This is a genomic window from Streptomyces sp. NPDC127092, from assembly GCF_042722475.1.
Taxonomy (GTDB): domain Bacteria; phylum Actinomycetota; class Actinomycetes; order Streptomycetales; family Streptomycetaceae; genus Streptomyces.
On record NZ_JBHXFE010000045.1, the window covers coordinates 18,497 to 44,724 of the forward strand.

General features: G+C 71.7%; 20 protein-coding genes, 6 tRNA genes and 1 riboswitch. Of the genes, 17 read left to right on the forward strand and 9 right to left on the reverse strand.

Annotated elements, in window-relative coordinates; all coding sequences use genetic code 11:
* Positions 1-9: 9 nt before the first annotated feature.
* Positions 10-1,098, reverse strand: a complete 1,089-nt coding sequence (locus ACFWJO_RS30075; protein ID WP_384407360.1) for a Leu/Phe/Val dehydrogenase — start codon at positions 1,096-1,098, stop codon at positions 10-12.
* A gap of 153 nt (positions 1,099-1,251) precedes the next feature.
* On the opposite strand from ACFWJO_RS30075, the gene ACFWJO_RS30080 reads away from it, so the two are divergent.
* Together ACFWJO_RS30080 and bldC are read left to right on the forward strand one after the other, a co-directional pair.
* Positions 1,252-2,103 (forward strand): hypothetical protein, encoded by an 852-nt coding sequence (locus ACFWJO_RS30080; protein WP_386870162.1) that lies wholly within the window; start codon positions 1,252-1,254, stop codon positions 2,101-2,103.
* Positions 2,104-2,648: 545 nt separating this feature from the next.
* Positions 2,649-2,855, forward strand: coding sequence for a developmental transcriptional regulator BldC (bldC, locus tag ACFWJO_RS30085; protein WP_003949541.1), 207 nt, complete (start codon positions 2,649-2,651; stop codon positions 2,853-2,855).
* Positions 2,856-3,337: 482 nt separating this feature from the next.
* Here the strand turns inward: bldC and ACFWJO_RS30090 are convergent.
* Positions 3,338-3,411: transfer RNA gene (locus ACFWJO_RS30090), tRNA-Asp, on the reverse strand.
* A gap of 72 nt (positions 3,412-3,483) precedes the next feature.
* Positions 3,484-7,494, reverse strand: a complete 4,011-nt coding sequence (gene hrpA, locus ACFWJO_RS30095; protein ID WP_386870164.1) for an ATP-dependent RNA helicase HrpA — start codon at positions 7,492-7,494, stop codon at positions 3,484-3,486.
* 129 nt (positions 7,495-7,623) lie between these two features.
* Between hrpA and ACFWJO_RS30100 the strand changes: the two genes are divergently transcribed.
* From ACFWJO_RS30100 to ACFWJO_RS30110, 3 genes are read left to right on the forward strand one after another with little or no spacing between them, the layout of a single operon-like run.
* Positions 7,624-8,040, forward strand: a complete 417-nt coding sequence (locus ACFWJO_RS30100) for a hypothetical protein (RefSeq protein ID WP_386870166.1) — start codon at positions 7,624-7,626, stop codon at positions 8,038-8,040.
* Positions 8,041-8,098: 58 nt separating this feature from the next.
* Complete coding sequence (locus ACFWJO_RS30105) at positions 8,099-8,911, forward strand: DsbA family protein (protein ID WP_386870168.1); 813 nt, start codon at positions 8,099-8,101, stop codon at positions 8,909-8,911.
* Positions 8,908-9,753, forward strand: a complete 846-nt coding sequence (locus ACFWJO_RS30110) for a cytochrome c biogenesis CcdA family protein (protein ID WP_386870170.1) — start codon at positions 8,908-8,910, stop codon at positions 9,751-9,753. Before ACFWJO_RS30105 ends, ACFWJO_RS30110 begins: the two co-directional genes overlap by 4 nt.
* Before the next feature lie 129 nt (positions 9,754-9,882).
* Here ACFWJO_RS30110 and ACFWJO_RS30115 read toward each other — a convergent pair.
* From ACFWJO_RS30115 to ACFWJO_RS30125, 3 genes are all read right to left on the reverse strand, one after another.
* Positions 9,883-9,956, reverse strand: a tRNA-Phe gene (locus ACFWJO_RS30115).
* 22 nt (positions 9,957-9,978) lie between these two features.
* A tRNA-Asp gene (locus tag ACFWJO_RS30120) sits at positions 9,979-10,052 on the reverse strand.
* Between the two features lie 39 nt (positions 10,053-10,091).
* Positions 10,092-10,164 (reverse strand) — tRNA-Glu (locus ACFWJO_RS30125).
* Positions 10,165-10,269: 105 nt separating this feature from the next.
* On the opposite strand from ACFWJO_RS30125, the gene ACFWJO_RS30130 reads away from it, so the two are divergent.
* From ACFWJO_RS30130 to ACFWJO_RS30150, 5 genes are all read left to right on the forward strand, one after another.
* Positions 10,270-10,620 (forward strand): metallopeptidase family protein, encoded by a 351-nt coding sequence (locus tag ACFWJO_RS30130; protein WP_386870172.1) that lies wholly within the window; start codon positions 10,270-10,272, stop codon positions 10,618-10,620.
* Between the two features lie 305 nt (positions 10,621-10,925).
* The gene (locus ACFWJO_RS30135) at positions 10,926-11,450 is read left to right on the forward strand and encodes a hypothetical protein (RefSeq protein ID WP_386870174.1); all 525 of its coding nucleotides are present in this window, start codon (positions 10,926-10,928) and stop codon (positions 11,448-11,450) included.
* 199 nt (positions 11,451-11,649) lie between these two features.
* Positions 11,650-13,941: a DEAD/DEAH box helicase gene (locus ACFWJO_RS30140; protein WP_386870176.1), complete on the forward strand. Its 2,292-nt coding sequence runs from the start codon at positions 11,650-11,652 to the stop codon at positions 13,939-13,941.
* Positions 13,942-14,067: 126 nt separating this feature from the next.
* Positions 14,068-17,466 (forward strand): hypothetical protein, encoded by a 3,399-nt coding sequence (locus tag ACFWJO_RS30145; protein ID WP_386870178.1) that lies wholly within the window; start codon positions 14,068-14,070, stop codon positions 17,464-17,466.
* A gap of 97 nt (positions 17,467-17,563) precedes the next feature.
* Positions 17,564-17,636, forward strand: a tRNA-Lys gene (locus ACFWJO_RS30150).
* Between the two features lie 167 nt (positions 17,637-17,803).
* On the opposite strand, the gene ACFWJO_RS30155 is transcribed toward ACFWJO_RS30150, so the two are convergent.
* From ACFWJO_RS30155 to sigJ, 3 genes are all read right to left on the reverse strand, one after another.
* Positions 17,804-18,307, reverse strand: a complete 504-nt coding sequence (locus tag ACFWJO_RS30155; RefSeq protein WP_386870180.1) for a hypothetical protein — start codon at positions 18,305-18,307, stop codon at positions 17,804-17,806.
* An 89-nt stretch (positions 18,308-18,396) separates the two neighbouring features.
* Positions 18,397-18,816, reverse strand: a complete 420-nt coding sequence (locus tag ACFWJO_RS30160; RefSeq protein ID WP_386870182.1) for a DUF3052 domain-containing protein — start codon at positions 18,814-18,816, stop codon at positions 18,397-18,399.
* Between the two features lie 202 nt (positions 18,817-19,018).
* A complete protein-coding gene (sigJ, locus tag ACFWJO_RS30165; RefSeq protein WP_386870184.1) occupies positions 19,019-19,888 on the reverse strand; it encodes an RNA polymerase sigma factor SigJ in 870 nt (289 codons plus the stop codon).
* A gap of 198 nt (positions 19,889-20,086) precedes the next feature.
* Between sigJ and ACFWJO_RS30170 the strand changes: the two genes are divergently transcribed.
* From ACFWJO_RS30170 to ACFWJO_RS30200, 7 genes are all read left to right on the forward strand, one after another.
* Positions 20,087-20,581 (forward strand): rhodanese-like domain-containing protein, encoded by a 495-nt coding sequence (locus tag ACFWJO_RS30170; RefSeq protein ID WP_386870186.1) that lies wholly within the window; start codon positions 20,087-20,089, stop codon positions 20,579-20,581.
* 51 nt (positions 20,582-20,632) lie between these two features.
* Positions 20,633-20,706 (forward strand) — tRNA-Met (locus ACFWJO_RS30175).
* A 196-nt stretch (positions 20,707-20,902) separates the two neighbouring features.
* Entirely contained in the window at positions 20,903-21,643 is a 741-nt protein-coding gene (locus ACFWJO_RS30180; RefSeq protein WP_386870187.1) for a MerR family transcriptional regulator, read from the forward strand.
* Positions 21,644-21,750: 107 nt separating this feature from the next.
* A complete protein-coding gene (locus ACFWJO_RS30185) occupies positions 21,751-22,149 on the forward strand; it encodes a hypothetical protein (protein ID WP_386870188.1) in 399 nt (132 codons plus the stop codon).
* Between the two features lie 83 nt (positions 22,150-22,232).
* Positions 22,233-23,258: a PLP-dependent cysteine synthase family protein gene (locus ACFWJO_RS30190; RefSeq protein ID WP_386870190.1), complete on the forward strand. Its 1,026-nt coding sequence runs from the start codon at positions 22,233-22,235 to the stop codon at positions 23,256-23,258.
* Positions 23,255-24,532 carry an MFS transporter gene (locus tag ACFWJO_RS30195; RefSeq protein ID WP_386870192.1) on the forward strand — a complete coding sequence of 426 codons (1,278 nt, stop codon included), beginning with the start codon at positions 23,255-23,257 and terminating at the stop codon, positions 24,530-24,532. The genes ACFWJO_RS30190 and ACFWJO_RS30195 overlap by 4 nt, the downstream gene beginning before the upstream one ends.
* A gap of 83 nt (positions 24,533-24,615) precedes the next feature.
* Complete coding sequence (locus ACFWJO_RS30200) at positions 24,616-25,857, forward strand: PP2C family protein-serine/threonine phosphatase (protein WP_386870194.1); 1,242 nt, start codon at positions 24,616-24,618, stop codon at positions 25,855-25,857.
* A gap of 202 nt (positions 25,858-26,059) precedes the next feature.
* Positions 26,060-26,225, forward strand: a riboswitch (cyclic di-AMP (ydaO/yuaA leader).
* The last annotated feature ends 3 nt before the right edge of the window (positions 26,226-26,228 follow it).

Sequence of the window (26,228 nt, forward strand, 5' to 3'; positions counted from 1 at the left end):
CTGTCAAGCTCAGGCCCCGCGCGCTTCCGCCATGCGCTGCTCGGCGATCCGGTCGGCCGCGGCGGCCGGCGGAATGCCGTCGGACTTCGCACGTGCGAAGATCTCCAGGGTGGTGTCGAAGATCTTCGTGGCCTTGGCCTTGCAGCGGTCGAAGTCGAAGCCGTGGAGCTCGTCGGCGACCTGGATCACGCCACCGGCGTTGACCACGTAGTCGGGCGCGTAGAGGATGCCGCGCTCCACGAGGTCCTTCTCGATGCCGGGGTGGGCCAGCTGGTTGTTGGCCGCGCCGCAGACGATGGCCGCGGTGAGGAACGGCACGGTCTCCTCGCTCAGTGCGCCGCCCAGGGCGCACGGGGCGTAGACGTCCAGGCCCTCGGTGCGGATCAGGGCGTCGGTGTCGGCGGCGACGGTGACCTGCGGGAACTTCTCGGTGATCCGGCGCACCGACTCCTCGCGGACGTCGGTGATCACGACCTCGGCGCCGTCGGCGACCAGGTGCTCGACCAGGTAGTGGCCGACCTTGCCGACGCCCGCGACGCCGACCTTGCGGCCGCGCAGCGTGGGGTCGCCCCACAGGTGCTGCGCGGAGGCGCGCATGCCCTGGAAGACGCCGAAGGCGGTGAGGACGGAGGAGTCGCCGGCGCCGCCGTTCTCGGGCGAGCGGCCGGTGGTCCACCGGTTGGTCCGGGCGACGACGTCCATGTCGGCGACGTAGGTGCCGACGTCGCACGCGGTGACGTAGCGGCCGCCGAGGGAGGCGACGAAGCGTCCGTAGGCGAGGAGCAGTTCCTCGGTCTTGATCTTCTCGGGGTCGCCGATGATGACGGCCTTGCCGCCGCCGTGGTCCAGGCCGGCCATGGCGTTCTTGTACGACATGCCGCGGGAGAGGTTCAGCGCGTCGGCGATCGCCTCGGCCTCGGTGGCGTACGGGTAGAAACGGGTGCCGCCGAGGGCCGGGCCCAGGGCGGTGTTGTGGAGAGCGATGACGGCCTTGAGGCCGGTGGCGCGGTCCTGGCACAGCACGATCTGCTCGTGGCCGCCCTGCTCCGAGTGGAACAGGGTGTGCAGTACATCAGGAACGCCGGTCACATCGGTCACGGTGGTGACTCCCAAAACGAAGCGGCGGAAGGTCCCCCCTGCGGGTGGGGGTGGGACCAGGTCGGGAGCAGGGTAAGTCCTACCTGGCCGTAGCAGGGAAGCAGTGCCGAGGATCACCCCCTCGCGGAGTACGGGCGTGGAAGGATTTGCGACATGTCGGTCCCCTCCTCGGTGCTCGTCCCCTATGCCGCCTATCTGCGGGTGTACGAGCCGCTGGCCGCGTTCCCGGAGCCGGAGCGGGGCCACTGGGCCCGCTACGCGCGCCGCGCGGACATCCCGGGCGCGCAGGACGAACTGCGGCGCTCCCTGGCCGACCTGGTGCCGGTGCCGCCGGTACCGGTGCCCGTGCACGAGAGCGCCGACGCGTTCGTGGCGACGGTCGACGGGGAGGTCCTGGTCTGTCCCTGGCGGACCCGGCTGCGCGCCTGGCTGGCGATGGAGGAGCTGGTGGGCGGGACGCTGCCGGCGCCGGTCCTGGACGCGATGGTGCCGCCGGTGGTGCGGGACCAGGCCGTGGCGGACCACGAGCGGTGGCGGGAGCGGAATCCGGACGCGCGGCCGTGGATCCGCGGCGCGGTGTGGCGGGTGCCGCTGAGCTGGTTCACGGTGTTCTCGGACGAGGAGCGGGAGTACGCGCCGGGGGACCGGGCGGCGGGGGACGCGCCGGTGCTGCGCTACCGGACGCCGATGGCGCAGGCGCGGCGGCGGCTGGCGCGGGCCCTGAAGACGCTAAGGGGCGCCATCGCGGAGGGGCCGATGACGGAGAGCCTGGTCGGGGTGGGGCGCTGGCTCGAGGACTTCCATCCGCGGGCGCTGGTGGAGCTGGACTACGGCGGTCTGGTGCACGCGGTCGGCGCGGAGACGCTGGCGGCGGACCGGTCGGCGGCGGACGTGGCCGAGGGGATCGCCGCGCTGCGGGACGGCGACGGGGCGGGCGCGGAGGAGGCCTACGGGCGGCTCGCGGAGCGGTGGCGGGCGATCCGCAACCTGCAGTTCGCCAACTGACCATCGACAGGACATGTCCACCTGATGTAAATGATCTTCATCGATGGACACCAGTTCGGGTCTTTGGTGTGCTCTCGTGGGGCCATTGGGGCGTGTGGTGCAGGACGTAGGTCCCGATCCGGGCCTTTGGCTCAAGCGTGACGGACAGCACTTAACGCACCCTTGCGCCCATCGCCCACCCTCGTGCCAAAATAGGACAAGGAGTCCGGGGAGGGTTCCTTCCGTCCAAGTAAGGACGGAAAGCTCGACATTGCACTCTATGGGGGGTCTGAGGACTCCTGATCGCTCTGTGACTGATCGTCACAGTGGCGTGACTGTCCGTTATGGCATGGTCCATCGACTTCCGCCGCTGATGAACACCTGCGAGGGCAATTCCATCGGTTTGGCCGACGTGGCTGGACGGATGGTGTAGTTGTAGTGCCGAGGACAAGCCGTTCGTCCTATAACCGACTCGACCCGCTTCTGCCATTTCGGGCAAGGCGGGTCAAGGTGCAGAATTTAGAGGAAAGAACCGAGAAGGTTCGGTTCTCCCGAGGAGGCCGCTCATGACCGCTCGCACCCCTGATGCCGAGCCGCTGCTGACCCCTGCCGAGGTTGCCACGATGTTCCGCGTGGACCCGAAGACGGTGACCCGTTGGGCCAAGGCCGGCAAACTCACGTCCATCCGCACCCTGGGTGGACACCGCCGGTACCGCGAGGCCGAGGTCCGCGCCCTGCTGGCGGGCATTCCGCAGCAGCGCAGCGAGGCCTGAGGCGCCCGCGACACACGCGACACCCCGTAACACCGGGCACTTTCCGGGTCCCCCAACCCGGTCCGCCCCACCCCAAAGCTCTGCCGACGCGTGACCTGCCCCAACAGGTTCCCCGTCTTCGATCGCGCTGGACTCCGCCGGGTCCAGCGCGATCTTTTTGTGCCTCCCCGCTCCCGCGAAGCACCCGCCATGCGCCCGTCGCGCGCCCACCGCGCACCCGCCACGCCTCCGCCGCGTACCCGCGTAGACCTGGTGCAATTGCACATATTAAATCGGGGCCATGTAGGAAGGGTGTAAGTGAGACAGTTTCTGAAACTGATTCAGTGACACCCGTCACATCGCGCGACTCTTGCCACCGAACAGCCTTCCACTTCCGGAGAGTTCACCAACCCGGCGTTGGTCACCCGTTGGTGGGACCTTGGTCCCTCGTCGGAGGGAACGCAAGAAGGCCCGCACCGAACGGTGCGGGCCTTCTTCGCCGGCGATCCTGACGGGACTTGAACCCGCGACCTCCACCTTGACAGGGTGGCGAGCTAACCAACTGCTCCACAGGACCTTCGCAGCCTCTGTTGCGTGGCTGCGAGGAAAACTGTACAGCAGGTCAGCGGTCTGGTCGAACCGGGGTCCGCTACCGGGCCGGCTGCGGCACCGCCGCGTCGATCGCCTTCACGATCCGCTTGTCCGAGACCGGGTACGCCGTGCCCAGCGCGTGCGCGAAGTAGCTGACGCGCAGCTCCTCCACCATCCACCGGATGTCCGTGACCGAGGACGGCACCGGGCGGCCCTTCGGGAGCTGTTCGAGCAGCCACGCGTACTCGTCCAGCATCTCGTGGACCTTCTCCATCCGGGTGGTGTCCCGCTGCACGCCCGTCGGCATCTGCTGCAGCCGCCGGTCCACCGCCACCAGGTAGCGCATCAGGTCCGGCAGCCGCTTCAGACCGGTACGGGTGACGAAGCCGGCCGGCACCAGCCAGGACAGCTGCTCCCGCACGTCCTGGAGGTTCGGCAGCAGCGCCGGGCTGCTCGTCGCCTTCAGGCGCCGCTCGCAGGCCTGCCAGGCCGCCAGGACCTGCTGGACCTGGCTCACCGTCCGTACGGTCAGCTCCACGAGGTCGGCGCGCACCTTGTCGTACAGCCTGCGGAACGACTCCTCGTCCCACGCCGGGCCGCCGTGGTCCGCGATCAGCTTGTCGGCCGCGGCCGTCGCGCAGTCCTCGAACAGGGCCTGGACGGAGCCGTGCGGGTTCGCCGACAGGGCGAGCTTCTGCTGGTTGGTGAGCCGGTCCGAGGCGAACTTCGCCGGGTTCACCGGGACGCCCAGCATGATCAGCTTCCGGGTGCCCCGCCACATCGCCTGCGCCTGCTCGGCCTCCGAGTCGAAGAGCCGCACGGCGACGCTGTCGCCCTCGTCCACCAGCGCCGGGTACGCCTTGACCGGCTGGCCGGCCCGCTTGGTCTCGAAGACCTTCGTGAGCGTGCCGATCGTCCAGTCCTTCAGCCCCGTGCGCTCCAGGGACGGCCCGGAGCCGTCCGGGCCCGCCGTGGCCGCCTTGGCGGCCTTGGAGAGGGCCTGGCGGGCCTTGGGGCGCAGACGGAGCCTGAGCGTCTCCAGGTCCTTGTCCTCGGCCAGCTTGCGGCGCCGCTCGTCGACGATCCGGAAGGTGATCTTGAGGTGCTCGGGCACCTTCGCCCAGTCGAAGTCCTCGGCCGTCAGCGGGACACCGACCATCCGCTGGAGCTCGCGGGCCAGCGCGGTGGTCAGCGGCTCCTGCACGGGCACGACCGAGTCCAGGAAGCGGCTCGCGAAGTTCGGCGCGGGCACGTAGTGGCGGCGGATCGGCTTGGGGAGCGACCGGATCAGCTCCGTGACGACCTCCTCGCGCAGACCCGGGATCTGCCAGTCGAAGCCCTCGTCGGTGACCTGGTTGAGCACCTGGAGCGGCACGTGGACGGTCACGCCGTCCGCGTCCGCGCCGGGCTCGAACTGGTACGTCACCCGGAACTTCAGCGCGCCCTGCCGCCACGAGTCCGGGTAGTCGGCCTTGGTGACCGCGCCCGCCTTCTCGTTGATCAGCATCTCGCGCTCGAAGTCGAGGAACTCCGGCTCCTCGCGCCGCTTGTGCTTCCACCACGAGTCGAAGTGGGCCCCCGACACGACGTGTTCGGGCACCCGCTTGTCGTAGAAGTCGAACAGCGTCTCGTCGTCCACGAGGATGTCGCGGCGCCGGGCGCGGTGCTCCAACTCCTCGACCTCGGTGAGGAGTTTGCGGTTGTCGGCGAAGAACTTGTGGTGGGTGCGCCAGTCGCCCTCGACGAGCGCGTTGCGGATGAACAGGTCGCGGGAGACCTCGGGGTCGATCCGCCCGTAGTTCACCTTGCGGTCGGCGACGATCGGCACGCCGTACAGCGTCACCTTCTCGAAGGCCATCACGGCCGCCTGGTCCTTCTCCCAGTGCGGCTCGCTGTACGTCTTCTTCACCAGGTGCTGCGCCAGCGGCTCGATCCACTCGGGCTCGATCCGCGCGTTGACCCGCGCCCACAGCCGGGAGGTCTCCACCAGCTCGGCGGACATGACCATGCGCGGCGGCTTCCTGAAGAGCGCGGAGCCCGGGAAGATCGCGAACTTGGCGTTGCGGGCGCCCAGGTACTCGTTCCGGGTGCCCTCGCGCCGGCCGTCCTTCGCGCCGCCGTCCTTGGCGTCCTTCACGTCCTTGAGGCCGATGTGGGACAGCAGGCCGGACAGGAGGGAGACGTGGATCGACTGCTCCGGGGCGTCCTCTTCGTTGAGGTGTATCCCCATCTGCTTCGCGACCGTGCGCAGCTGCGCGTAGATGTCCTGCCACTCGCGGATCCGCAGGAAGTTCAGGTACTCCTGCTTGCACATCCGGCGGAAGGAGCTGGAACCGCGCTCCTTCTGCTGCTCGCGGACGTAGCGCCACAGGTTGAGGAAGGCGAGGAAGTCGCTCGTCTCGTCCTTGAAGCGGGCGTGCATCTGGTCGGCCTGTGCCTGCTTCTCGGCCGGCCGCTCGCGCGGGTCCTGGATGGACAGCGCCGCCGCGATGACCATGACCTCCCGCACGCAGCCGTTCTTGTCGGCCTCCAGGACCATGCGGGCCAGGCGCGGGTCGACGGGCAGCTGGGACAGCTTCCGGCCCTGCTCGGTGAGCCGCTTCTTCGGGTCCTTCTGGGCGGGGTCCAGCGCGCCCAGCTCCTGGAGGAGCTGCACGCCGTCCCGGATGTTGCGGTGGTCCGGCGGGTCGATGAACGGGAACTTCTCGATGTCGCCGAGACCGGCCGCGGTCATCTGGAGGATGACGGACGCCAGGTTGGTCCGGAGGATCTCCGCGTCCGTGAACTCGGGACGCGTGAGGAAGTCGTCCTCCGAGTACAGCCGGATGCAGATGCCGTCCGACGTACGGCCGCAGCGGCCCTTGCGCTGGTTGGCGCTCGCCTGGCTGATCGGTTCGATCGGCAGGCGCTGCACCTTGGTGCGGTGCGAGTAGCGCGAGATGCGGGCGGTGCCCGGGTCGATCACGTACTTGATGCCGGGGACGGTGAGGGAGGTCTCGGCGACGTTCGTGGCGAGGACGATCCGGCGGCCGGAGTGGGCCTGGAAGACCCGGTGCTGCTCGGCGTGCGACAGCCGCGCGTACAGCGGCAGGATCTCCGTGCTGCTCCATCCATCAGCGGCTCCGCCGCGGGGCTTCTTCTTCGTCAGCGCGTCCGCCGTGTCGCGGATCTCGCGCTCGCCGGAGAGGAAGACCAGGATGTCGCCCGGTCCCTCCTTCTGGAGCTCGTCGACCGCGTCGCAGATCGCGGTGATCTGGTCCCGGTCGGCCTCGTCGGAATCCTCCTCCAGGAGCGGCCGGTACCGGACCTCGACGGGATACGTACGCCCGCTGACCTCGACGATGGGCGCGTCGCCGAAGTGGCGGGAGAAGCGCTCCGGGTCGATGGTCGCCGAGGTGATCACGACCTTGAGGTCGGGGCGCTTCGGCAGCAGCTGGGCCAGGTAGCCGAGCAGGAAGTCGATGTTGAGGGACCGCTCGTGGGCCTCGTCGATGATGATCGTGTCGTACGCGCGAAGCTCGCGGTCCGTCTGGATCTCGGCGAGCAGGATGCCGTCCGTCATCAGCTTGACGAAGGTCTCGTCCTGGTTGACCTGGTCGGTGAACCGGACCTTCCAGCCGACCGCCTCGCCCAGGGGCGTCTTCAGCTCCTCGGCCACGCGCTCGGCGACCGTGCGGGCGGCGATCCGGCGCGGCTGGGTGTGCCCGATCATGCCCCGGACGCCCCGGCCCAGCTCCAGACAGATCTTGGGGATCTGCGTGGTCTTTCCGGAACCGGTCTCACCGGCGACGATCACGACCTGGTGGTCGCGTATCGCCTCGGCGATCTCGTCCTTCTTCTGGGAGACGGGCAGCTGCTCGGGGTACGTGACCGCGGGCACGCGTGCGGCGCGCGCGTCGACCCGCTCCTTGGCCTTTCCGGCCTCGGCTGCGATCTCGTCCAGGACGGCCTCGCGGGCCTCGGGCTTGCGGATGCGGCGGGCGCCTTCGAGACGGCGGCCGAGCCGGTGGGAGTCCCGCAGCGAGACCTCGGCCAGGACGGACTGGAGGGCGGCGAAGGAAGTAGACATACGGAATCCAGGATCGCACCTGCGGCCGAGAAGCGGCGAACCGATTTACGAGCGGTTCGAGGGGCGGGCGCGGTGCCGCTGCGTAGTATTTCGGGCACACCGACCGACACCGCCCCGAAAGGTTTCCGCATGGCCTCCGGCACCCCGCGCGCGACGGCGGCGCTCGCCGCGCTCGTGGGTCTCGTGCTGGGCCTGCTGGTCTGTGGGGCGGCCGCCGGCGCTCCCGCGGGTGCTTCTGCCGGCGCTCCCGCGGTGCGGGCGGTGCAGGCGGGGCACGAGGTGCGGGCGGGGGATGTGCCGCTCGCCGCGACGGCGCCCGCCGGGCCGGGCTGCGGCCAGGGCCACGGCGGAGAGGAGGGGGCCGCGACCCCCGCCGTACCGCCGCGCCCGCACGGCTTCGGCGAGCTGCTGCCCGCGCTGGCGGGGGAGCGCACGCCGTGCGGCGGCTGGGGCGCGGACCAGGACGTGGCAGACGCGGTGCCGGGCCCCGAGCCTCCGGAGCTCGTACCGCCGTCACCGGTGGAGCTCTCGGTCCTGAGGGTCTAGACGCGCGCCTGCTCCCGCCGCCCGCCCTCTTCTCCTCCGTCCTCAGGAGCGCTTCCGCATGCCCACGTCCAAGCCCACCTCCACGTCCAAGCCCGCGGCCAGTCCTAGGTCCAAGCCCGTCGTCATCGTCGCCGGTGTGGCCCTGGCGGCCACGCTGCTCGGCCTCGTCTCGTACGCGGCCACCAAGCCGTCCTCGCCCTCCGGGACCTCCGGGAACTCCGTGGCCGAGGTCTCTGTGGACCCGTCCGCCGGCGTCTATCCCGAGCTGGAGGCCTACGCCCGCCGCGACGCCTCCGACAAGCTGGCCCTCGGCCGGGCGGACGCGCCCGTGGTCCTGATCGAGTACGCCGACTTCAAGTGCGGCTACTGCGGCAAGTTCGCCCGGGACACCGAGCCCGAGCTGGTGAAGAAGTACGTGGACGCCGGCACCCTGCGCATCGAGTGGCGCAACTTCCCGATCTTCGGCGAGGAGTCGGAGGCGGCGGCCCGGGCCTCGTGGGCGGCCGGGCAGCAGGGCCGTTTCTGGGAGTTCCACAAGGCCGCGTACGCGCCGGGCGCCAAGGAGAAGGGCTTCGGCAAGGAACGCCTGGCCGCGCTCGCGAAGGAGGCGGGCGTCGCCGACCTCGCGCGCTTCGCGCGGGACGCGGACAGCGCGGCCGCCCGCGAGGCGGTGAGCAAGGACCAGGAGCAGGGCTACTCGCTCGGTGCGACGTCCACCCCGTCCTTCCTGGTCAACGGCCGGCCGATCGCGGGAGCCCAGCCGATGGAGGCCTTCACGGAGGCCATCGAGGCGGCGGCGAGGACGGCGAAGTCGAAGCCCTCGGAGCCCTCGGCCCCCTCGGCGTCGGAGACCGGCGGGGCCGGGCGGTGACCTCGGGCATCGGCTACTTCGCGGCCTTCCTCGGCGGGCTGCTCGCCCTGCTCAGCCCGTGCAGCGCCCTGCTGCTGCCCGCCTTCTTCGCGTACTCGATGGAGACGCGAGCGAAGCTGGTGGCCAGGACCGGGATCTTCTACGCGGGCCTGGCGACCACCCTCGTCCCGCTGGGCGCGGCCGGCTCCTTCGCCGGGCGGCTCTTCTACGGCCACCGGGACCTGCTGGTCGCCCTCGGCGGCTGGACGATCGTGGTCCTCGGCGTGCTGCAGATCCTCGGTCTCGGCTTCGCGTCCCGCCGGATGAGCGAGGCCAGTGGCCGGATCCGGCCTACGACCGCGCTCTCCGTCTACGCCCTGGGCCTGGTCTACGGCCTGGCCGGCTTCTGCGCGGGCCCCATCCTCGGCAGCGTCCTCACGGTGGCCGCGCTCAGCGGCAGCCCGGCCTACGGGGGCCTGCTCCTCGCGGTGTACGCGCTCGGCATGGCCGTGCCGCTGTTCGTCCTCGCGTTGCTCTGGGAGCGTTACGAGCTGGGGCGCAGGCGCTGGCTGCGCGGCCGCCCGGTCCGCGTCGGGCGCTTCGAGGCCCACTCGACCTCGCTGCTCTCGGGCTTCTTCTTCGTCCTCCTCGGCACTCTCTTCCTGGTCTTCGACGGCACGACGGCCCTGCCGGGCCTGCTGTCGGTCGACGACTCCTTCGCGGTGGAGGAGCGGGTGGCCGCCCTGGGACGGTCCGTCCCGGACTGGGCGCTGCTCGTGGCCGTCGTCGCGGCGGTGGGCGCGGTCCTCGCGTGGCGCGCCCGGCGGGGCGGCCGGGCCGGGGACCGGGAGGAGGAGGTCTAGGGGCTGCGCTCTCCCCCGTACGGAGAACCCGCACGGGGGAGCCGTACGGGGGATCCGTACGGGAGGAGACCAGGGGGCCGGGGAAGGAACGAAGAAGGCCCCGTTCTTTCGAACGGGGCCTTCTCTTTGTGGCTGGGGCCGGGGTCGAACCGGCGACCTATCGCTTTTCAGGCGATCGCTCGTACCAACTGAGCTACCCAGCCACGAGGTCGTTTCCGACCTCAGCGATCCTGACGGGACTTGAACCCGCGACCTCCACCTTGACAGGGTGGCGAGCTAACCAACTGCTCCACAGGACCATGCAGCGTGCGAGAACTAGTCTCGCACACGGTTGTGCGTGCCCCCAACGGGATTCGAACCCGTGCTACCGCCTTGAAAGGGCGGCGTCCTGGGCCACTAGACGATGAGGGCTAAGGGCCCACCTGGGCGCTTCTCAGCGCGTCGGGGACGTGAGAAGCATATGGGATGGCAGGCGGTATCGCCAAAACGGTTTCCTGCGGAGGGAGAATGGGCGGCGTGCTGGAGATGACGCGCGAGGAGTTCGAGGAGCTCGTCGCCGAAGCCCTGGACCGCATCCCGCCGGAACTGACCCGGCTGATGGACAACGTCGCCGTGTTCGTCGAGGACGAGCCGACCGCCGACGACCCCGAGCTGCTGGGCCTCTACGAGGGGACGCCGCTGACCGACCGGGGCGAGTGGTACGCCGGGGTGCTCCCGGACCGGATCACCGTCTACCGGGGGCCGACGCTGCGGATGTGCGAGTCGCGCGAGGACGTGGTCGCGGAGACCGAGATCACCGTGGTCCACGAGATCGCCCACCACTTCGGCATCGACGACGAACGGCTGCACGCCCTCGGATACGGCTGAGCACTGTCGGCAGCGGTTGGGCGGGACGGTCACGCGGCGGCCGCGCGACGGCCAGGCCACGACCACGCGGCGGCATCGCGACAGCCAGGCCCCGGCCACGCGGCGGCCAGGCGGCGGCATTGCGGGCGTGTCTCTTGTGGCGTCAGGGGAGTTGGGCAGGGCAACGCGTTCGAACCGGGTCCGCGTCCGTTTCCTGTTCCTGCCTGTCGTGTCCTGGAGGTGCCTCCGTGCGCCATTTGCCCACCCCCGTGAGATGGGCCGCCACCGCGTTGGCGGTCGCCGCCTGCGCGGGCCTGAGCGGCTGTATGAGTGTGAGCGACGACGGGGCGAAGCCGGCGCCCAGCAGCTCGGCGGGCAAGCGCGGCGCGGCGGCCGGTGCCGGCGATGACGGCGGGCTCACCGGCGGGCACGGCGGGAGCGGCTACGACCGCACGGGCCGCAGCGGGCCCGACCCCGACGGCGAGGGCACCGAGACGCCCGTGCCGAGCGGCTCGCCGTCCGTCTCGGCCAAGCCGTCCGGCGCGGCCGGTCCCGGGGGCCCCGGCGGCTCGCCGAAGCCGCAGGAGCCGCCGGGCGGCGAGCCCGGCGACGGGAGCGGCACGGACGGCGGTTCCGGAGCGCCGGGTGGCGAGACCACGCCACCGGTGGACCCGACGCCCTCGCCGAGCCAGGAGCCGAGCCCCACGCAGGAGCCGACGCCCGAACCGACGGTCTCGGAGACGCCCACGACGACGCCCGGCGCGGACACCCACATGGGGGCCATGCGGGCCGCCGACGGGCCCGGCGGGCGGGCCGAGCCGGACGCATCACCGCAGGCCGGGCCGATGTGACGCGGCGCGGTTTGCCTTGGGCGGGGGAGAGTGCGTATGGTGGTAGATCGTTTGATCCCATTTGCCCGGCGCCAAGACCGAAGAGCGCCGTGACTGGCGCGTACTCTCCCTTGCCGTGGCTGACCGCATTGAGGCGGTCATAGTGCGAACACGGAGTTGACGGGCGCGTGCCGAGACTCCGGAAGGTTTCGCATTTCGCATGTCCATTTTCAGTTCTGATCACGCCGTCCTGCCCGAGAACGACGAGATCCTCGACGTCGTCGAGGTCGTCGAGGCGGACGTCGTGACGACCAGCGTCGAGCCCTTCGAGGCCGACGCGTCGTCCGCCGACGAGACGTCCGCCGACGAGGCCCCCGAGACCCCCGAGCTCACCTTCGGTGACCTGGGCCTCCCCGAGGGCGTCGTGCGCAAGCTCGCCCAGAACGGCGTGACCACGCCCTTCCCGATCCAGGCCGCGACCATCCCGGACGCCCTGGCCGGCAAGGACATCCTCGGCCGTGGCCGTACCGGCTCCGGCAAGACCCTCTCCTTCGGCCTCCCGCTGCTCGCCACCCTGGCCGGCGGCGAGACCGAGAAGAAGAAGCCCCGCGGCGTCATCCTCACCCCGACCCGTGAGCTCGCGATGCAGGTCGCGGACGCCCTCCAGCCGTACGGCGACGTGCTCGGCCTCCGTATGAAGGTCGTCTGCGGCGGTACGTCCATGGGCAACCAGATCTACGCCCTGGAGCGCGGCGTCGACATCCTCGTCGCCACCCCGGGCCGACTGCGCGACATCATCAACCGCGGCGCCTGCTCCCTGGAGCAGGTCCAGGTCGCCGTCCTCGACGAGGCCGACCAGATGGCCGACCTGGGCTTCCTGCCCGAGGTCACCGAGCTCCTCGACCAGGTCCCGACGGGCGGCCAGCGCCTGCTCTTCTCGGCCACCCTCGAGGACGAGATCGACACCCTGGTCAAGCGCTACCTGGTGAACCCGATCACGCACGAGGTCGACCCGTCCGCCGGTGCCGTCACGACGATGACCCACCACGTCCTGGTCGTGAAGCCCAAGGACAAGGCCCCGGTCACCGCCGCGATCGCCGCCCGCAAGGGCCGCACCATCATCTTCGTCCGCACCCAGCTGGGCGCCGACCGCGTCGCCGAGCAGCTGCGCGACGCCGGCGTGAAGGCCGACGCGCTGCACGGCGGCATGACCCAGGGCGCCCGTACGCGCACCCTGGCCGACTTCAAGGACGGTTACGTCAACGTCCTCGTCGCCACCGACGTCGCCGCCCGCGGCATCCACGTCGACGGCATCGACCTGGTCCTCAACGTGGACCCGGCCGGCGACCACAAGGACTACCTGCACCGCTCGGGCCGTACCGCCCGCGCCGGCCGCTCCGGTGTCGTGGTCTCCCTGGCCCTGCCGCACCAGCGCCGCCAGATCTTCCGCCTGATGGAGGACGCGGGCGTGGACGCCTCGCGCCACATCGTCGGCGGCGCCGGCGCCTTCGACCCCGAGGTCGCCGAGATCACCGGTGCCCGTTCGCTGACCGAGGTCCAGGCCGACTCCGCGAACAACGCCGCCAAGCAGGCCGAGCGCGAGGTCGCCGACCTGACCAAGCAGCTGGAGCGCCTGCAGCGCCGCGCCGTCGAGCTCCGCGAGGAGGCCGACCGCCTGGTCGCCCGCGCCGCCCGCGAGCGCGGTGAGGACCCGGAGGCCGCCGTCGCCGAGGTGACCGAGGCCGCCGAGGCCGAGCTCGCCGCGGCCGCTGCCGCCGCCGAGGCGGAGCGGGCCCGCGAGGAGCGCCGCGCCGCCGAGCGTCGCGAGGAGCGCCGGGACGACCGTCCGTTCAACCGCGACCGTCGTGACGACCGCGGTGACCGTGGTGACCGTGGCGGCTTCCGCCGGGACGACCGCCGCGACAACGACCGTCCGTCGTTCCGCCGTGACGACCGCGGTGGCGAGCGTGGTGGCTTCGAGCGCCGTGACGACCGCGGTGACCGCGGCGACCGTGGCGGCTTCCGCCGGGACAACGACCGTCCGTCGTTCCGTCGCGACGACCGCCGTGACGACCGCGGTGGCTTCGAGCGCCGTGACGACCGTGGCGACCGTGGTGGCGACCGTGGTGGCTTCCGCCGGGACAACGACCGTCCGTTCAACCGTGACCGTCGTGACGACCGCGGTGGCTTCGAGCGCCGTGACGACCGCGGCGACCGCGGTGGCGACCGTGGTGGCGACCGTGGTGGCTTCCGCCGGGACAACAACCGTCCCTCGGGCGGCTTCCGCCGCGACAACGACCGTGGCGGCTTCCGCCGCGACGACCGCCCCTCCGGCGGCCACCGTGGCAGCGACCGTCCGTTCAACCGCGACCGTCGTGACGACCGTCCGTCGGGCGGCTTCCGCCGCGACGACCACCGCCCGTCGGGCGGCGGCTTCCGCCGTGACGACCACCGCCCGTCCGGTGGCGGCTTCCGCCGCGACGACAAGCCGCGCTGGAAGCGCAACGGCTGACATCCGCTCTGCTGAAGCCCCGCTTCGGCAACGGCAGTTCGAACGCCCGCATCCCCTGCACAGGGGGTGCGGGCGTTCCGCTGTATCGTCAGCCTTTTGCGTGTTTCATGGGGGGTTCAAGAGAAATTGAGGCGCCATCAGCTTGCCCGGACGAGTGCCGTCGCCGTCATCACGGCGCTCGGCCTCACCACCGGGCTCATATCGGCCACCACGACGGCCGCGTTCGCGGACGAGCCGCCGGCGCCGGCGGGACTGACCATCCCGGCCGAGCTCGCCGGTGACCCGAACGCCGCCGTGCTCCAGCAGGCGGGCACGACCGGCTTCCTGACCGGCACCATGCAGGCCGGCTTCCACTGGACCTCGTACGCCGACGGCACGACGAAGCCAGTTCCGCTGCCGGCCGGCTACAGGACCGTGTACGGCACGGGCGGCGACATCGTGAACTTCGTCGGCGACGGGCGCACGGTGCTCCAGCGGGACATGCGGGACGGCACCGAGCGGACGATCGCGGTGCCCGAGGGCGAGACCCTCTACAACACCTTCGCCGACGTCGTCATCACGGAGAAGACCGACTTCAGCGGCAGGACGACCGCCCTGTACCTCCAGTCCTGGCGGGACGGCCGGCTCACCACCCACACCTTCCCGACCGCCGGCACGAGCGAGGTGGGCATCGCCGGCTGGGACCGGGACGCGATCTACCTGTCGAAGACCTACGGCTCGTACACGGACGACTGGCGGCGCACCGACGTCTACCGCGTCGACCGCGACGGGAACGCCACCCTGACGAAGCTCGCGGACGTCGGCGTCGAGGCGGGCGCCGAGCACGTCGCCCAGTGGCACCCCGACGGCAGGCTCACGGTCTGGAAGAAGTCGGACCTCTCGAAGCCCGTCCACACCCTGTCCGTCGCGGGCGAGGGCCCCGGCAGGCTGCTCGGCACCGTGGGCGACCAGGTCCTGATCGCCCGCCCGCTGCCCGGTTCCGGCAGCCCCACGTACGCGTCGCTCCGCTGGCGCGTCGTCGCCGTGCCGTTCACCGGCGGCGAGGAGAAGACCGTCCTGGAGCGGGCCACCGCCATGCCGGACTTCCTGTCCGACGGCACCATGCTGATCGGCCGCGCCGACACCGGCGAGGGCACCGGTCAGGGCATGTACGCGATCAAGCCCGGCACCGAGCCCGGCACCGAGGCCGGCACCGGCACCCTCGCCGTCGACAAGATCGCCGACGCCCCGGCGGTACCGACCGCGACCACCCGTCTCGCCCTCGCCCAGGGCCGGTTGAGCACCATCGGCCGGCTGCCGACGCTCGACGGCCCCGAGGCACGGCTGCGGACCCAGGACCTCACCGTGACCGGCACCCCGGCGGCCGGGGCCCGCAAGGACCGGGGCGCCGACGCGAAGCAGTTCCCCGGCGGCTGCACCCCGGCGGCCGACTGCCCGGTGCCGGCCGCCACCGGTGACGGCCGGCTGGTCTACCGCAAGAAGGACGGCGCGGGACTCGCGGTCGTCGACGCCGATGGGCTGCTGCCGGGCCGTACGGTCACGGACCTGAAGGTACGGAACGACGCCGGCGCGCCTCTCGCGGTCTCCGGCCGGTACGCCGCCGCCCGGACCGACGACGGCCGGACCCGGGTCTTCGACCTGGACACCGGTGCCAACGTCCGTACGGGCGCGGTGAACGAGCCGTTCGCGCTCTCCGGCGGCACCCTGTGGACCGCCGCGTCCACCGCTTCCACCGGCCCGTCCACCGTCGCGAGGGCGGTGGACGTCCGCACCGGCCGCTCGCTCGGCACCGCCGAGGTCGCCGACTGCGCCGTCGACTCGCTGCAGGCGGCGGGCACGTCGCTGTACTGGCACTGCGGGAACGGGAAGTCGGGCGTGTACGACACGGCCGCCAAGTCGTCCGTGCCGCTGCCCGACCACACCTCCGCCCTCCTCGCCGACGGCTACGTCGCCTGGCTGAAGGACGGCGAGCTCCGCACCACCGACCTGCGGGGAACGGCCGGCACCCGGGTGATCGGCACGCCGCGCGGCACCGCTCCGGGCAGGGACTGGACCGTGGACCGGTTCGGCGGCCGGGTCGCGTACGTGGACGCCGACGAGGCCGTCCACGTCGTGCCGACCGGCGGCGAGGGCTCCCCGCTCACGTCGCCCGACGCCGACACACCGGCCGCCGTGGACGCGCGCGAGGGCGCGTGGAAGCCGCGCTGGTGGCTGTCGGAGCCGGTCGCGTCCTGGCGGCTGACGCTGGTCCACCGGGCCACCGGCACCGTCGCCCGCACCCTGTCCGGTGGGGAGACCCGCGGGCTGATCGGCGCGGCCTGGGACGGCCGTGACGAGAGCGGCCGGCCCGCCGTCAGCGGCGCGTACACCTGGCAGCTCTCGGCGAAGCCCGCCGACGGCTCCGGGGCCGACCTGCGGCTGCGCGGCGACGTCCTGCTGGGCGGCGGCGCGCTCGCGGAGCACGGCACGTACAAGCCGGTCACGCCGGCCCGCCTCATGGACACGCGTTCCGGCCTGGGCGTCCGCAAGGGCAAGCTGGGCGCGGGCGACACCGTCAGCCTCGCCGTTCCCCAACCGGGGGCGTCGGCGGTGGTTCTGAACGTGACGGCGACGTCCCCGACGGCCGCGAGCTTCGTGTCGGTCTACCCGTACGGCACGCAGCGCACGGCGGCGTCGAACCTCAACTTCACCGCCGGCCAGACGGTCCCCAACCTGGTGGTCGTCCCGGTGAAGGACGGCAAGGTCACCTTCTACAACCGCTCCGGTTCGGTCGACCTCATCGCCGACATGGCGGGCTACTACACCGCGGACGGCACCGGCACCACCTACGCCGCCGTCACACCGGCCCGCCTCATGGACACCCGCTCCGGCCTCGGCGTCCGCAAGGGCAAGCTCGGCCCGGCCGCCACCGTGAGCCTCCCGGTCACCGCCCCGGGTGCGTCGGCGGTGGTCCTGAACGTGACGGCGACGTCCCCGACGGCCGGAAGCTTCGTGTCGGTCTACCCGTACGGCACCCAGCGCACGGCGGCGTCGAACCTCAACTTCACCGCCGGCCAGACGGTCCCGAACCTGGTGGTCGTCCCGGTGAAGGACGGCAAGATCACCTTCTACAACCACGCCGGCTCGGTCGACCTCATCGCCGACGTGGCGGGCTACTTCACGACGGGAGCCTCGGGCGCCGAGTACCAGCCGGTCACCCCGACCCGTCTGATGGACACCCGCGCCGGCCTCGGCGTCCCCCAGGCCGCCCTCGCCGCCGACGCGACCGTGGACCTCACCGTCGACCGCCCCGGCGCGTCGGCGGTGGTCCTGAACGTGACGGCGACGTCCCCGACGGCCGCGAGTTTCGTGTCGGTCTACCCGTACGGCACCCAGCGCACGGCGGCGTCGAACCTCAACTTCACGGCGGGCCAGACGGTCCCGAACCTGGTGGTCGTCCCCGTGAAGGACGGCAAGGTCACCTTCTACAACCGCTCCGGCTCCGTCCACCTCATCGCGGACATCGCCGGCTACTACCTGAACTGACCACCCCGGCCCCGGCACGCCCACGGTGCGCCGGGGCCGATACCCGATCGGTTTCACAGAGCTGTCGGGCTATGCTGCACGGGTGTGCTTGTGCCACGGGCCGTTAGCTCAATTGGCAGAGCAGCGGACTTTTAATCCGTTGGTTGTGGGTTCGAGTCCCACACGGCCTACCGAACGGCCCCAGGTCAGAGGACATCTGACCTGGGGCCGACCCCTTTCCACCGAGGACCTCGTAGTCGTGGGAAAGCGGACTCGCCGACCTTGCACATGCCGTGGAGGCCGAACCGGCACGCAGCGCGCACGCCCGGCGCGGGCATTGCCGGGCCCGGCTCTCGCTCTAACTAGCGCCGAGCGCCGCCGAGATGCCCTCCAGGATCCCCATGAACTCCTCGGCCGGGATCTCGACCACAAAGACCGCACCGGCGTCTTCAGGGTGGTTGACCAGGTGTTCTTCACGCCAGAACTCCAGCGTGATCACCAGGTGGTCCTCTTCGCGGAACAGGTAGGCCATGACGTTGTCGGTAGTGGGCCCCCAGTCCAGGGCCCGGAACCTGCTGCGCAGCTGGTAGTCGACCTCGGACTCGTCGTCGTCCCTCGCGTGCTGCCTGAGACGCCGGTGTGTGGCCTCGGCGGACAAGCCGGCGAACGGCAAGGAAGAACCTTCGCCGGCCCGCAGCCAGGCGGCGGCGTCCCTCACGTCGCGGCGGAACTGGGGGACGTACGCAACGTTGTCGTCGCAGGTCAGCCACTTTCCAGCCGCCCAGAGGTCGACCCGGCGCAGTGGGCCCGGCTCACCGACCTCTGCGGCGAACCTGGCCTTGTTTCCCAGAACCACGTTCATGCTGGCAACCGTCGCAGGTTCAGCCCTTCATGAACAACTGAGCCAGCCCCGGCCATCGCTCCGGGGGAGTGGCCGACGGCCCTTGGGGGCTAGCTCCTCGCGACTGCGTTTGTGACGAGGCGGCAGCCGTTCCAGTCCTTGCCGGCGCTGACGGACATCGTCTGGGACAGGCCGGCAGTTGTGCAGGCATCGGCGATGCTGCTGGACTCGACGTGGCCGTCCACTCCGGCCTTCGGGGTCAGCAGGAGGATCGCCCCGCCCTGACGCGTGTACGAGATGGCGTCGACCAACGCACCGACGAGGTCACCGTCGCCTTCGCGGAACCACAGGACGACGGCGTCGGGGATGTCGTCGTAGCTCTCGTCGACCAGCTCCGTGCCGATGGCCTTCTTGATCGCCTCCCGGAGCTCCTGGTCGACGGAGGCGTCCCGCCCGATCTCCTGGACGACCATGCCGTCCTTGAACTCCAGACGGACAGCCACGTTCGTCTCGGTCTGATCCGCTGTCATGGCGACCTCCCTGCTCTGCGAAGCGAGCACTCCTTAGCACTCGCGCCTGTATCCAAGCAGATACACACGGTGACGACCCCGCAGGGCGAGATGGGTGTCTGCCCGGCCGCCTCCTGACCCCGGACTGCCCCTCGGCGCTGTATGCGCCCCTGTCCGACGGCCCGGCACACGACTGAGCAGACCCGGGCACCCCTCCTTGCCCTCAGCGCACCCCCAGCGCCGACAGGCGCTCCGGGTCCGCCACGATGTCGATCTGGACGATGCGGGTGTCGACGATCGTGAAGGCCATCAGGCCCACCGGGGCGCCGTTGACCAGGGAGACGAGGCCGGCGGCGCCGTTGACGGTGACCTTGCGGGCGTCGTGGCGGAACTTGGCGAAGGTGAGGGCCTGGGCGGTGACCGCCTCGGCGCCGCGGATCAGCTTGGAGGCGGCCGCGGCGAGGTCGCCGCCGTCGACGCGGAGGACGACGTCGGGGTCGAGGACGGTGAGGAGGCCCTCGAAGTCGCCCGCCTGGGAGGCGGCGAGGAAGGCGTCGACGACCTGGCGCTGGCGGGTGGCGTCGGGTGCGGGGGCCGGGGCCGCGCCCTGGACGCGGCGGCGGGCGCGGCTGGCGAGCTGGCGGGTGGCGGCCGGCGTGCGGTCGACGATGGGGGCGATCTCGTCGAAGGAGACGGAGAACATGTCGTGGAGGACGAAGGCGAGCCGTTCGGCCGGGGCCAGGGTCTCCAGGACGACGAGCAGGGCCAGGCCCACGGAGTCCGCGAGCAGGGCCTCCTGCTCGGGGTCGGCGGTGCCCTCGTCCCGTACGACCGGGTCGGGGACGTAGTACTCCAGCGGGTCCTCGCGCCGGGAGGTGCGGGAGCGGAGCATGTCGAGGCAGACGCGGCCGACGACGGTGGTGAGCCAGCCGCTGAGGTTGCGCACGTCGCTGACGTCGGAGCGGTTCAGCTTGAACCAGGCTTCCTGGACGGCGTCCTCCGCCTCGCTCAGCGAGCCGAGCATCCGGTACGCCACCGCCCGCAGGTGGCCTCGGTCGGCCTGGAAACGTTCCGCCAGGAGGTCCTTGTCCATCGGTCCTTCTCTCCCCTTCGCGCCCGGTCCTACGACGTCCCACGGACATGACGGACGGGGGAGCGGGAACGTGACACGTCCCGGTGCGTGAGATTCCCGCCGCACGTCCCCGAACGCGCGGGAATCCCCGGCCGTTCCCCCCGACAAGCCGTGGATCACCACTTCAGGATGATGATCATCGTCCTTAGATTGATCACCATGACGACGACAGCGAACCCGGTCAACCCCGTTCTCCGTACGCCCCCGGCCTCCCCGGCCGCTGCCGCGGCCTACTTCTCCGCCAGCCTCGCCTTCCACGCCGACGTCTCCGACGTGGCGTCCGCCCTCGCCGACGCCCGCGCCACCGGCGGCGACCCGGGCTTCGTCGTGATCGACTCCCGGTCGACCGCCTCCTGGGACCAGGGCCACGTGCCCGGCGCCGTGCACCTGCCGACCGCGCTCATCCCCGAGCAGGCCGAGCAGCTCCTCGACAAGAGCGTCCCGGTCGTGACGTACTGCTGGGGCCCCGGCTGCAACGGCGCCACGCGCGCCGCGCTGGCCCTCGCCGAACGGGGCTTCCAGGTGAAGGAGATGCTGGGCGGCTTCGAGTATTGGGTGCGGGAGGGCTTCGCGTACGAGACGTGGGAGGGGTCCGCCAAGAAGGACGCGGACCCGCTGACGGCGGCGGTCGACGACGAGGACTGCGGCTGCTGAGGAAACCGATTTCGGTTTCGGGCGCCCATGCCGTAAGGTCGTGTTTACCGACGCGGGGTGGAGCAGCTCGGTAGCTCGCTGGGCTCATAACCCAGAGGTCGCAGGTTCAAATCCTGTCCCCGCTACTCAGTAGCACGAAGGCCCGGATCCGGAAACGGATCCGGGCCTTCGTCGTCTTCCGGTCCCGCCGAGTCCCGGCCTTTCCGCCCGGCCCGTCCCCCCTTTCCGCCCCGGCCTTTCCGTCCCCTCCTTCCGCCCCGGCCTTCCCGCCCGGCCCTCACGCTTGACCTTTACGTAACGTCAAGATCTAGCGTTCTCGGCATGGAGTGGTCGATCCAGGAGATCGCCAGGAAAGCCGGCACCACCAGCCGCACGCTGCGCCACTACGGCGAGCTCGGGCTGCTGGAGCCGAGCCGGATCGGCGCGAACGGTTACCGGTATTACGACCAGGCGGCGCTCGTGCGGCTGCAGCGGATCCTGCTGCTGCGCGAGCTGGGGCTCTCCCTCGCCGCCATCGCCGAGGTCCTCGAAGGCCAGCGGGACCCCTCGGCCGCCCTGCGCACGCATCTGGCCCTCCTGGAGCAGGAGCGCGAGCGCATCGGGCGGCAGATCGAGGCCGTGCGGACCACTCTCCACAAGACCGAGAGAGGAGAACAGCTCATGGCCGAGGAAGTCTTCGACGGCTTCGACCACACGCGGTACGAGGCCGAGGTGACCGAGCGCTGGGGCCGCGAGGCGTACGAGAAGGGCGACCGCTGGTGGCGTTCGCTCAGCGACGCCGAGAAGAAGGCCTTCCAGGAACAGCAGGCCGGCATCGCCCGTGACTACGGCGCGGCCGCCGCGCGCGGGCTCGCGCCCGACAGCGACGAGGTGCAGGCGATCACGCGACGCCACTACGAGTGGCTGTCGATCACGACGACGCCCGGCAAGGAGTACTTCGTCGGGCTCGGGCGGATGTACGTCGACGACCCGCGCTTCACCAAGAACTACGACAAGCACGGCGACGGCACGGCCGTGCTCGTCCGGGACGCCATGGCGGTCTTCGCCGAGCGGAACCTGTAGGGAGACAGCAGCCGGCCGGTACGGCGGTACGCCGCACATAAAGGATGGCCGAAAGCGCGCATGTCCCTTTGCGCGGCCCGTGGGTCGCCCGTAACCTCGCGCACACCATGAGTGACCGAGCTGTGACGGTGCGCGCAGCAGGACGGCGGGCGCCCGCCGTCCTGCTGCTGGTCGCGCTCGTCGCCCTGCTCGCCGGCGTCTGCCACGGCGCGCATCACGCGCTGCCGCTCGCCTCAGGGCCCGCCGGGTCCGCGGGCGTCAGCGCCTCCGCGCCCGCCCTCCCGCACGGCTGCGAGCGACAGGGCGAGGGCTGGTCCTTCGACGCCCACCTGCCCGCGCAGTCCACCGGCAGCCAGCTCTCGGCGCCGCACGCCACGGGCGCCGTCCTCCTCGCGTACGACGAGGTGTTCCCCGAGGCCCCGCACGCGCGCTGCGTCCGCGGCAGGGCCGGGCCCGGGCCCGAGCCGGGCAGTCTGCTCACCGCCCTCGGAGTGAACCGGAACTGAGCCGGGTCGCGCACCACCACGACCACGGCTCCTTCCGCACGCCCGCGCACGCGCGGGACTTCACCCAAGGGACGCACACCCCCATGACGCACCCCGCCAACCTCCTCTCCGTCGCCGAACAGACCGTCGGCAACACGCCCGTGCTGTGGATGGACGACGGCTACTGGGCCAAGCTCGAGGGCTTCAACTTCGGCGGCATCAAGGACCGCGCCGCGCTCCACATGGTCGAGCAGGCCCGCCGCCGCGGTGAACTGCGGCCCGGCGCGCCGATCGTCGAGTCCACCTCCGGCACCCTCGGTCTCGGGCTCGCGCTCGCCGGGATCCTGCACGGCCACCCCGTCCACGTCGTCACCGACCCGGGTCTCGAACCGATCGTGGAGCGCATGCTGACCGCCCACGGCGCGCAGGTCCACGTCGTGCCGGAGCCCAGCCCGCAGGGCGGCTGGCAGCAGGCCCGGATGGACAGGGTCGCGGAACTCCTGCTGACCCTCCCGGGGGCCTGGTGGCCCAACCAGTACGGGAACCCCGACAACCCGGAGGCGTACGCCGGGCTCGCCGCCGAGCTCTCCGAGCAGCTCGACCGCGTCGACGTGCTGGTCTGCGCGGTCGGCACCGGCGGCCACTCGGCCGGGATCTCCCGCGCCCTGCGCGCGACCTCCAGCCCCGCTCTCGAACTCGTCGGCGTCGACTCGGTCGGCTCCACGGTCTTCGGGCTGCCGGCCGGCCCGCGGCTGATGCGCGGGCTCGGCTCCTCCATCCACCCGGGCAACGTCGACCACGGCGCCTTCGACGAGATCCACTGGGTGGGTCCCGCGGAGGCGGTACGGGCGGCCCGCCGGCTGGCCGCCCGGCAGTTCGCGACCGGCGGCTGGAGCGTCGGCGCGGTCGCGCTGGTCGCCGGCTGGCTGGCCCGCACCCGGCCGCGCGGCACCCGGATCGCGGCGGTCTTCCCCGACGGGCCGCACCGGTACTTCGACACCGTCTTCAACGACGAGTTCTGCGCGGCGCACGGCCTGCTCGACGGTCCCGTACGGGAGGAGCCCGCGGCCTACGCCGAGGGCGAGCCGGTCAGCGGCTGGACCCGGCGTCCCGGGGAGCGGACCCGATGAGCCGTCAGGCGACGGGGCCGGCGAGCTGCGCCTCGATGACCCCCAGGGGCGGCGTCTGGAAGCGGTCGCGGAGCTTCGAACCGGCCGTGCGGCTGCTGTTCCTCAACCAGCTCACCATCAACCTCGGCTTCTACATGCTGATGCCGTACCTGGCGGCCCATCTGGCCGACGGGCTCGGCATGGCCGCCTGGGCGGTCGGACTCGTCCTCGGCGCCCGGAACCTGTCGCAGCAGGGCATGTTCCTCGTCGGCGGCGCGCTCGCCGACCGGCTCGGCTTCAAGCCGCTGATCGTCGCGGGCTGCGCGCTGCGGACGGCCGGCTTCGGGGCGCTCGCCTTCGCGCAGTCGCTGCCGATGCTGATCGCCGCCTCGCTCGCGACGGGGCTCGCGGGCGCGCTGTTCAACCCGGCGGTGCGGGCGTATCTGGCGGCGGAGGCGGGAGAGGAGCGGCGCGTCGAGGCGTTCGCCCTGTTCAACACGTACTACCAGGCGGGCATTCTGCTCGGGCCGCTGATCGGGGTGGCCCTGACGGGGGTGTCGTTCCGGCTGACGTGCGTGGTGGCCGCGCTGCTGTTCGCCGCGCTGACCCTCGTACAGCTGAGGCATCTGCCCGTACGGCACGAGGACGGCGCGCCGGGCGGGCCGGGCGGGCAGGCGCGGGGGCAGTTCCGGACGGTGCTCGCCAACCGGGTCTTCTGGCTGTTCTCGCTGGCCATGACCGGTTCGTACGTGCTGTCCTTCCAGGTCTATCTGGCGCTGCCGCTCGCCGCGGGCGGCACGGCGGCGACGACCGCCCTGTTCGCGGTGTCGGCGCTGGTCGCGCTCGCCGGGCAGCTGAGGATCACCGCCTGGTGCAAGGCGCGGCTCAGCCGGGAGCGGTGTCTGGTGCTCGGGCTCGCCCTGATGGGGGCGGCGTTCCTGGTGCCGGCCGCCCTGGGGCGCTCGCTGCCCGCGCTGCTGCTGTGCGCGGCGGTCCTGGCGGTCGCGAACGCGGTGCTCTACCCGTTCGAGATGGACACGGTCGTCGCCCTGTCCGAGGGCCGCTGGGTCGCCACCCACTACGGGCTGTACAACACGGTCTGCGGGGTCGGCATCACCCTGGGGAACCTGGGGACGGGCGCGCTGCTCGACGTGACGGGCTGGTCGGCGGCGCCCTGGCTGGTGCTGTGCGCGGTCGGCCTCGGCTGCGCGGCGGCCATGGCGGCCCTGGCGCGGGGCGGGCGGCTCGCCGTACGCCAACCGGCCGAGGAGGAGTCGCCGAGCCGTACGGCCTGACGGCACCCTGAGGTGGGCGCGGTACGGTCCGCCGCCGCGGTCGGACGGACGGGCCGGCCGACCGACCGGGCAGGAGAGCACAGGTGCGGCGAGCAGCGGCGGCCGGCGGGGCGGACGGTGAGGGCCCGGGCGGCGGCGCGAGCCCGTACCGCGGTGCCCGGCGCTTCCTGCGGGCCCTGCCTCCGCTGCTGATCCTGGGTGGCGTGGTGTACGACGTGGCCACGCCGCCCACCTACTCGGCGGCGCCGCTGTACTCGGCGGCGCCGCTGATCGCGGCCCCGTTCTTCTCCACGCTGACGACGCTGCTCACGGGGCTCGCCGCGGTCCTCGCGAGCATCGGACTGCACTTCTACAACGGGACGGCGGACACGATCCCGGCGTTGACGGAGGTGCTGACGGTCGTCACGGTCTCGGCGCTCGCCGTGCTGATCAACCGGGTGGCGCGGCGCAGCGGGCAACGGCTCGCGTCCGCGAGGGTGATCGCCGAGACGGCGCAGAAGGCGGTGCTGCCCACGCCGCCCGAGCGGATCGGCGGGCTGCAGATCGCGGCCCGGTACGAGGCGGCGCAGGCGGACGCGTTCATCGGCGGCGACCTGTTCGCGGTGCAGGACACCCCGCACGGGGTGCGGCTCGTGGTGGGCGACGTGCGGGGCAAGGGCCTCGACGCGGTGGAGGCGGTGGCGGTGATCATCGGCGCCTTCCGGGAGGCGGCCGAGCAGGAGTCGACGCTGGAGGGCGTGGCGGCGCGCCTGGAGAGGGCGCTGGCGCGGGAGGGCGCGCGGCGCGCGGGCCTGGACGCGTTCGAGGGCTTCACGACGGCGGTGCTCGCCGAGATCCCGGGCGGCGACCGGGTGGTGCGGGTGGTCAACCGGGGCCATCCCGAGCCGTTGCTGCTGCACGCCGACGGTGGTGTGGAGCCGCTGCGGCCGAGCGAGGCCGCGCTGCCGCTGGGCATGGGGGATCTGGGCGGGGGACCGGACCGGGCGGACGTGACGCCGTATCCGCAGGGCGCGACGCTGCTGTTCCACACGGACGGCCTGTCGGAGGCGCGGGACGCGGCAGGGGTGTTCTACGACCCTGCCGAGCGGCTGGCGGGGCGGATCTTCCCGGGGCCGGACGAGCTGCTCGACGCGCTGGTGGCGGACGTGCGCCGGCACACGGACGGGGGCACGACGGACGACATGGCGCTGCTGGCGGTGAGCCGCCGGGCGGCGGGGCAGCCGGAGCGGCGGCGGACGATGCCGGTGGTACCGCCGGACGGGGCGGGCCGCAGCGGCCGGAGGCCGTCTCGCCGCGACCTCCGGGCGGGCGGTGACCGGCCGTAGTCGGTGGGTGTCCCTCCGATAACAATTGACGTAACGTCAGATCGGGGGTTTGCTGCTGACGTGTTTCTGAGTGGGGGTCAAATCGGGCGATGCCCTCTCAATTCAGCTAATGATCAAGAGGAACGGCTTGGAATCGGGCGGCCGTGTCTATTAACGTTCGATAACGCAGCGCGGTCGTCCCAGCCGTCGCAAGAGACGGCACCGTGCGCGCGCGCCGAATCCCGCAAGGGAACCGGGGAACCACCACTTGGGGTGAATCGGGCCCCACCGCACTCGTCCGACTCGTGTGACCCGTGCGGCACGGCCCGTAGGAGACCTTCCTGCTCCGAACCCGTCAGCTAACCCGGTAGGCGAGAAGGAAGGAAAGGAGA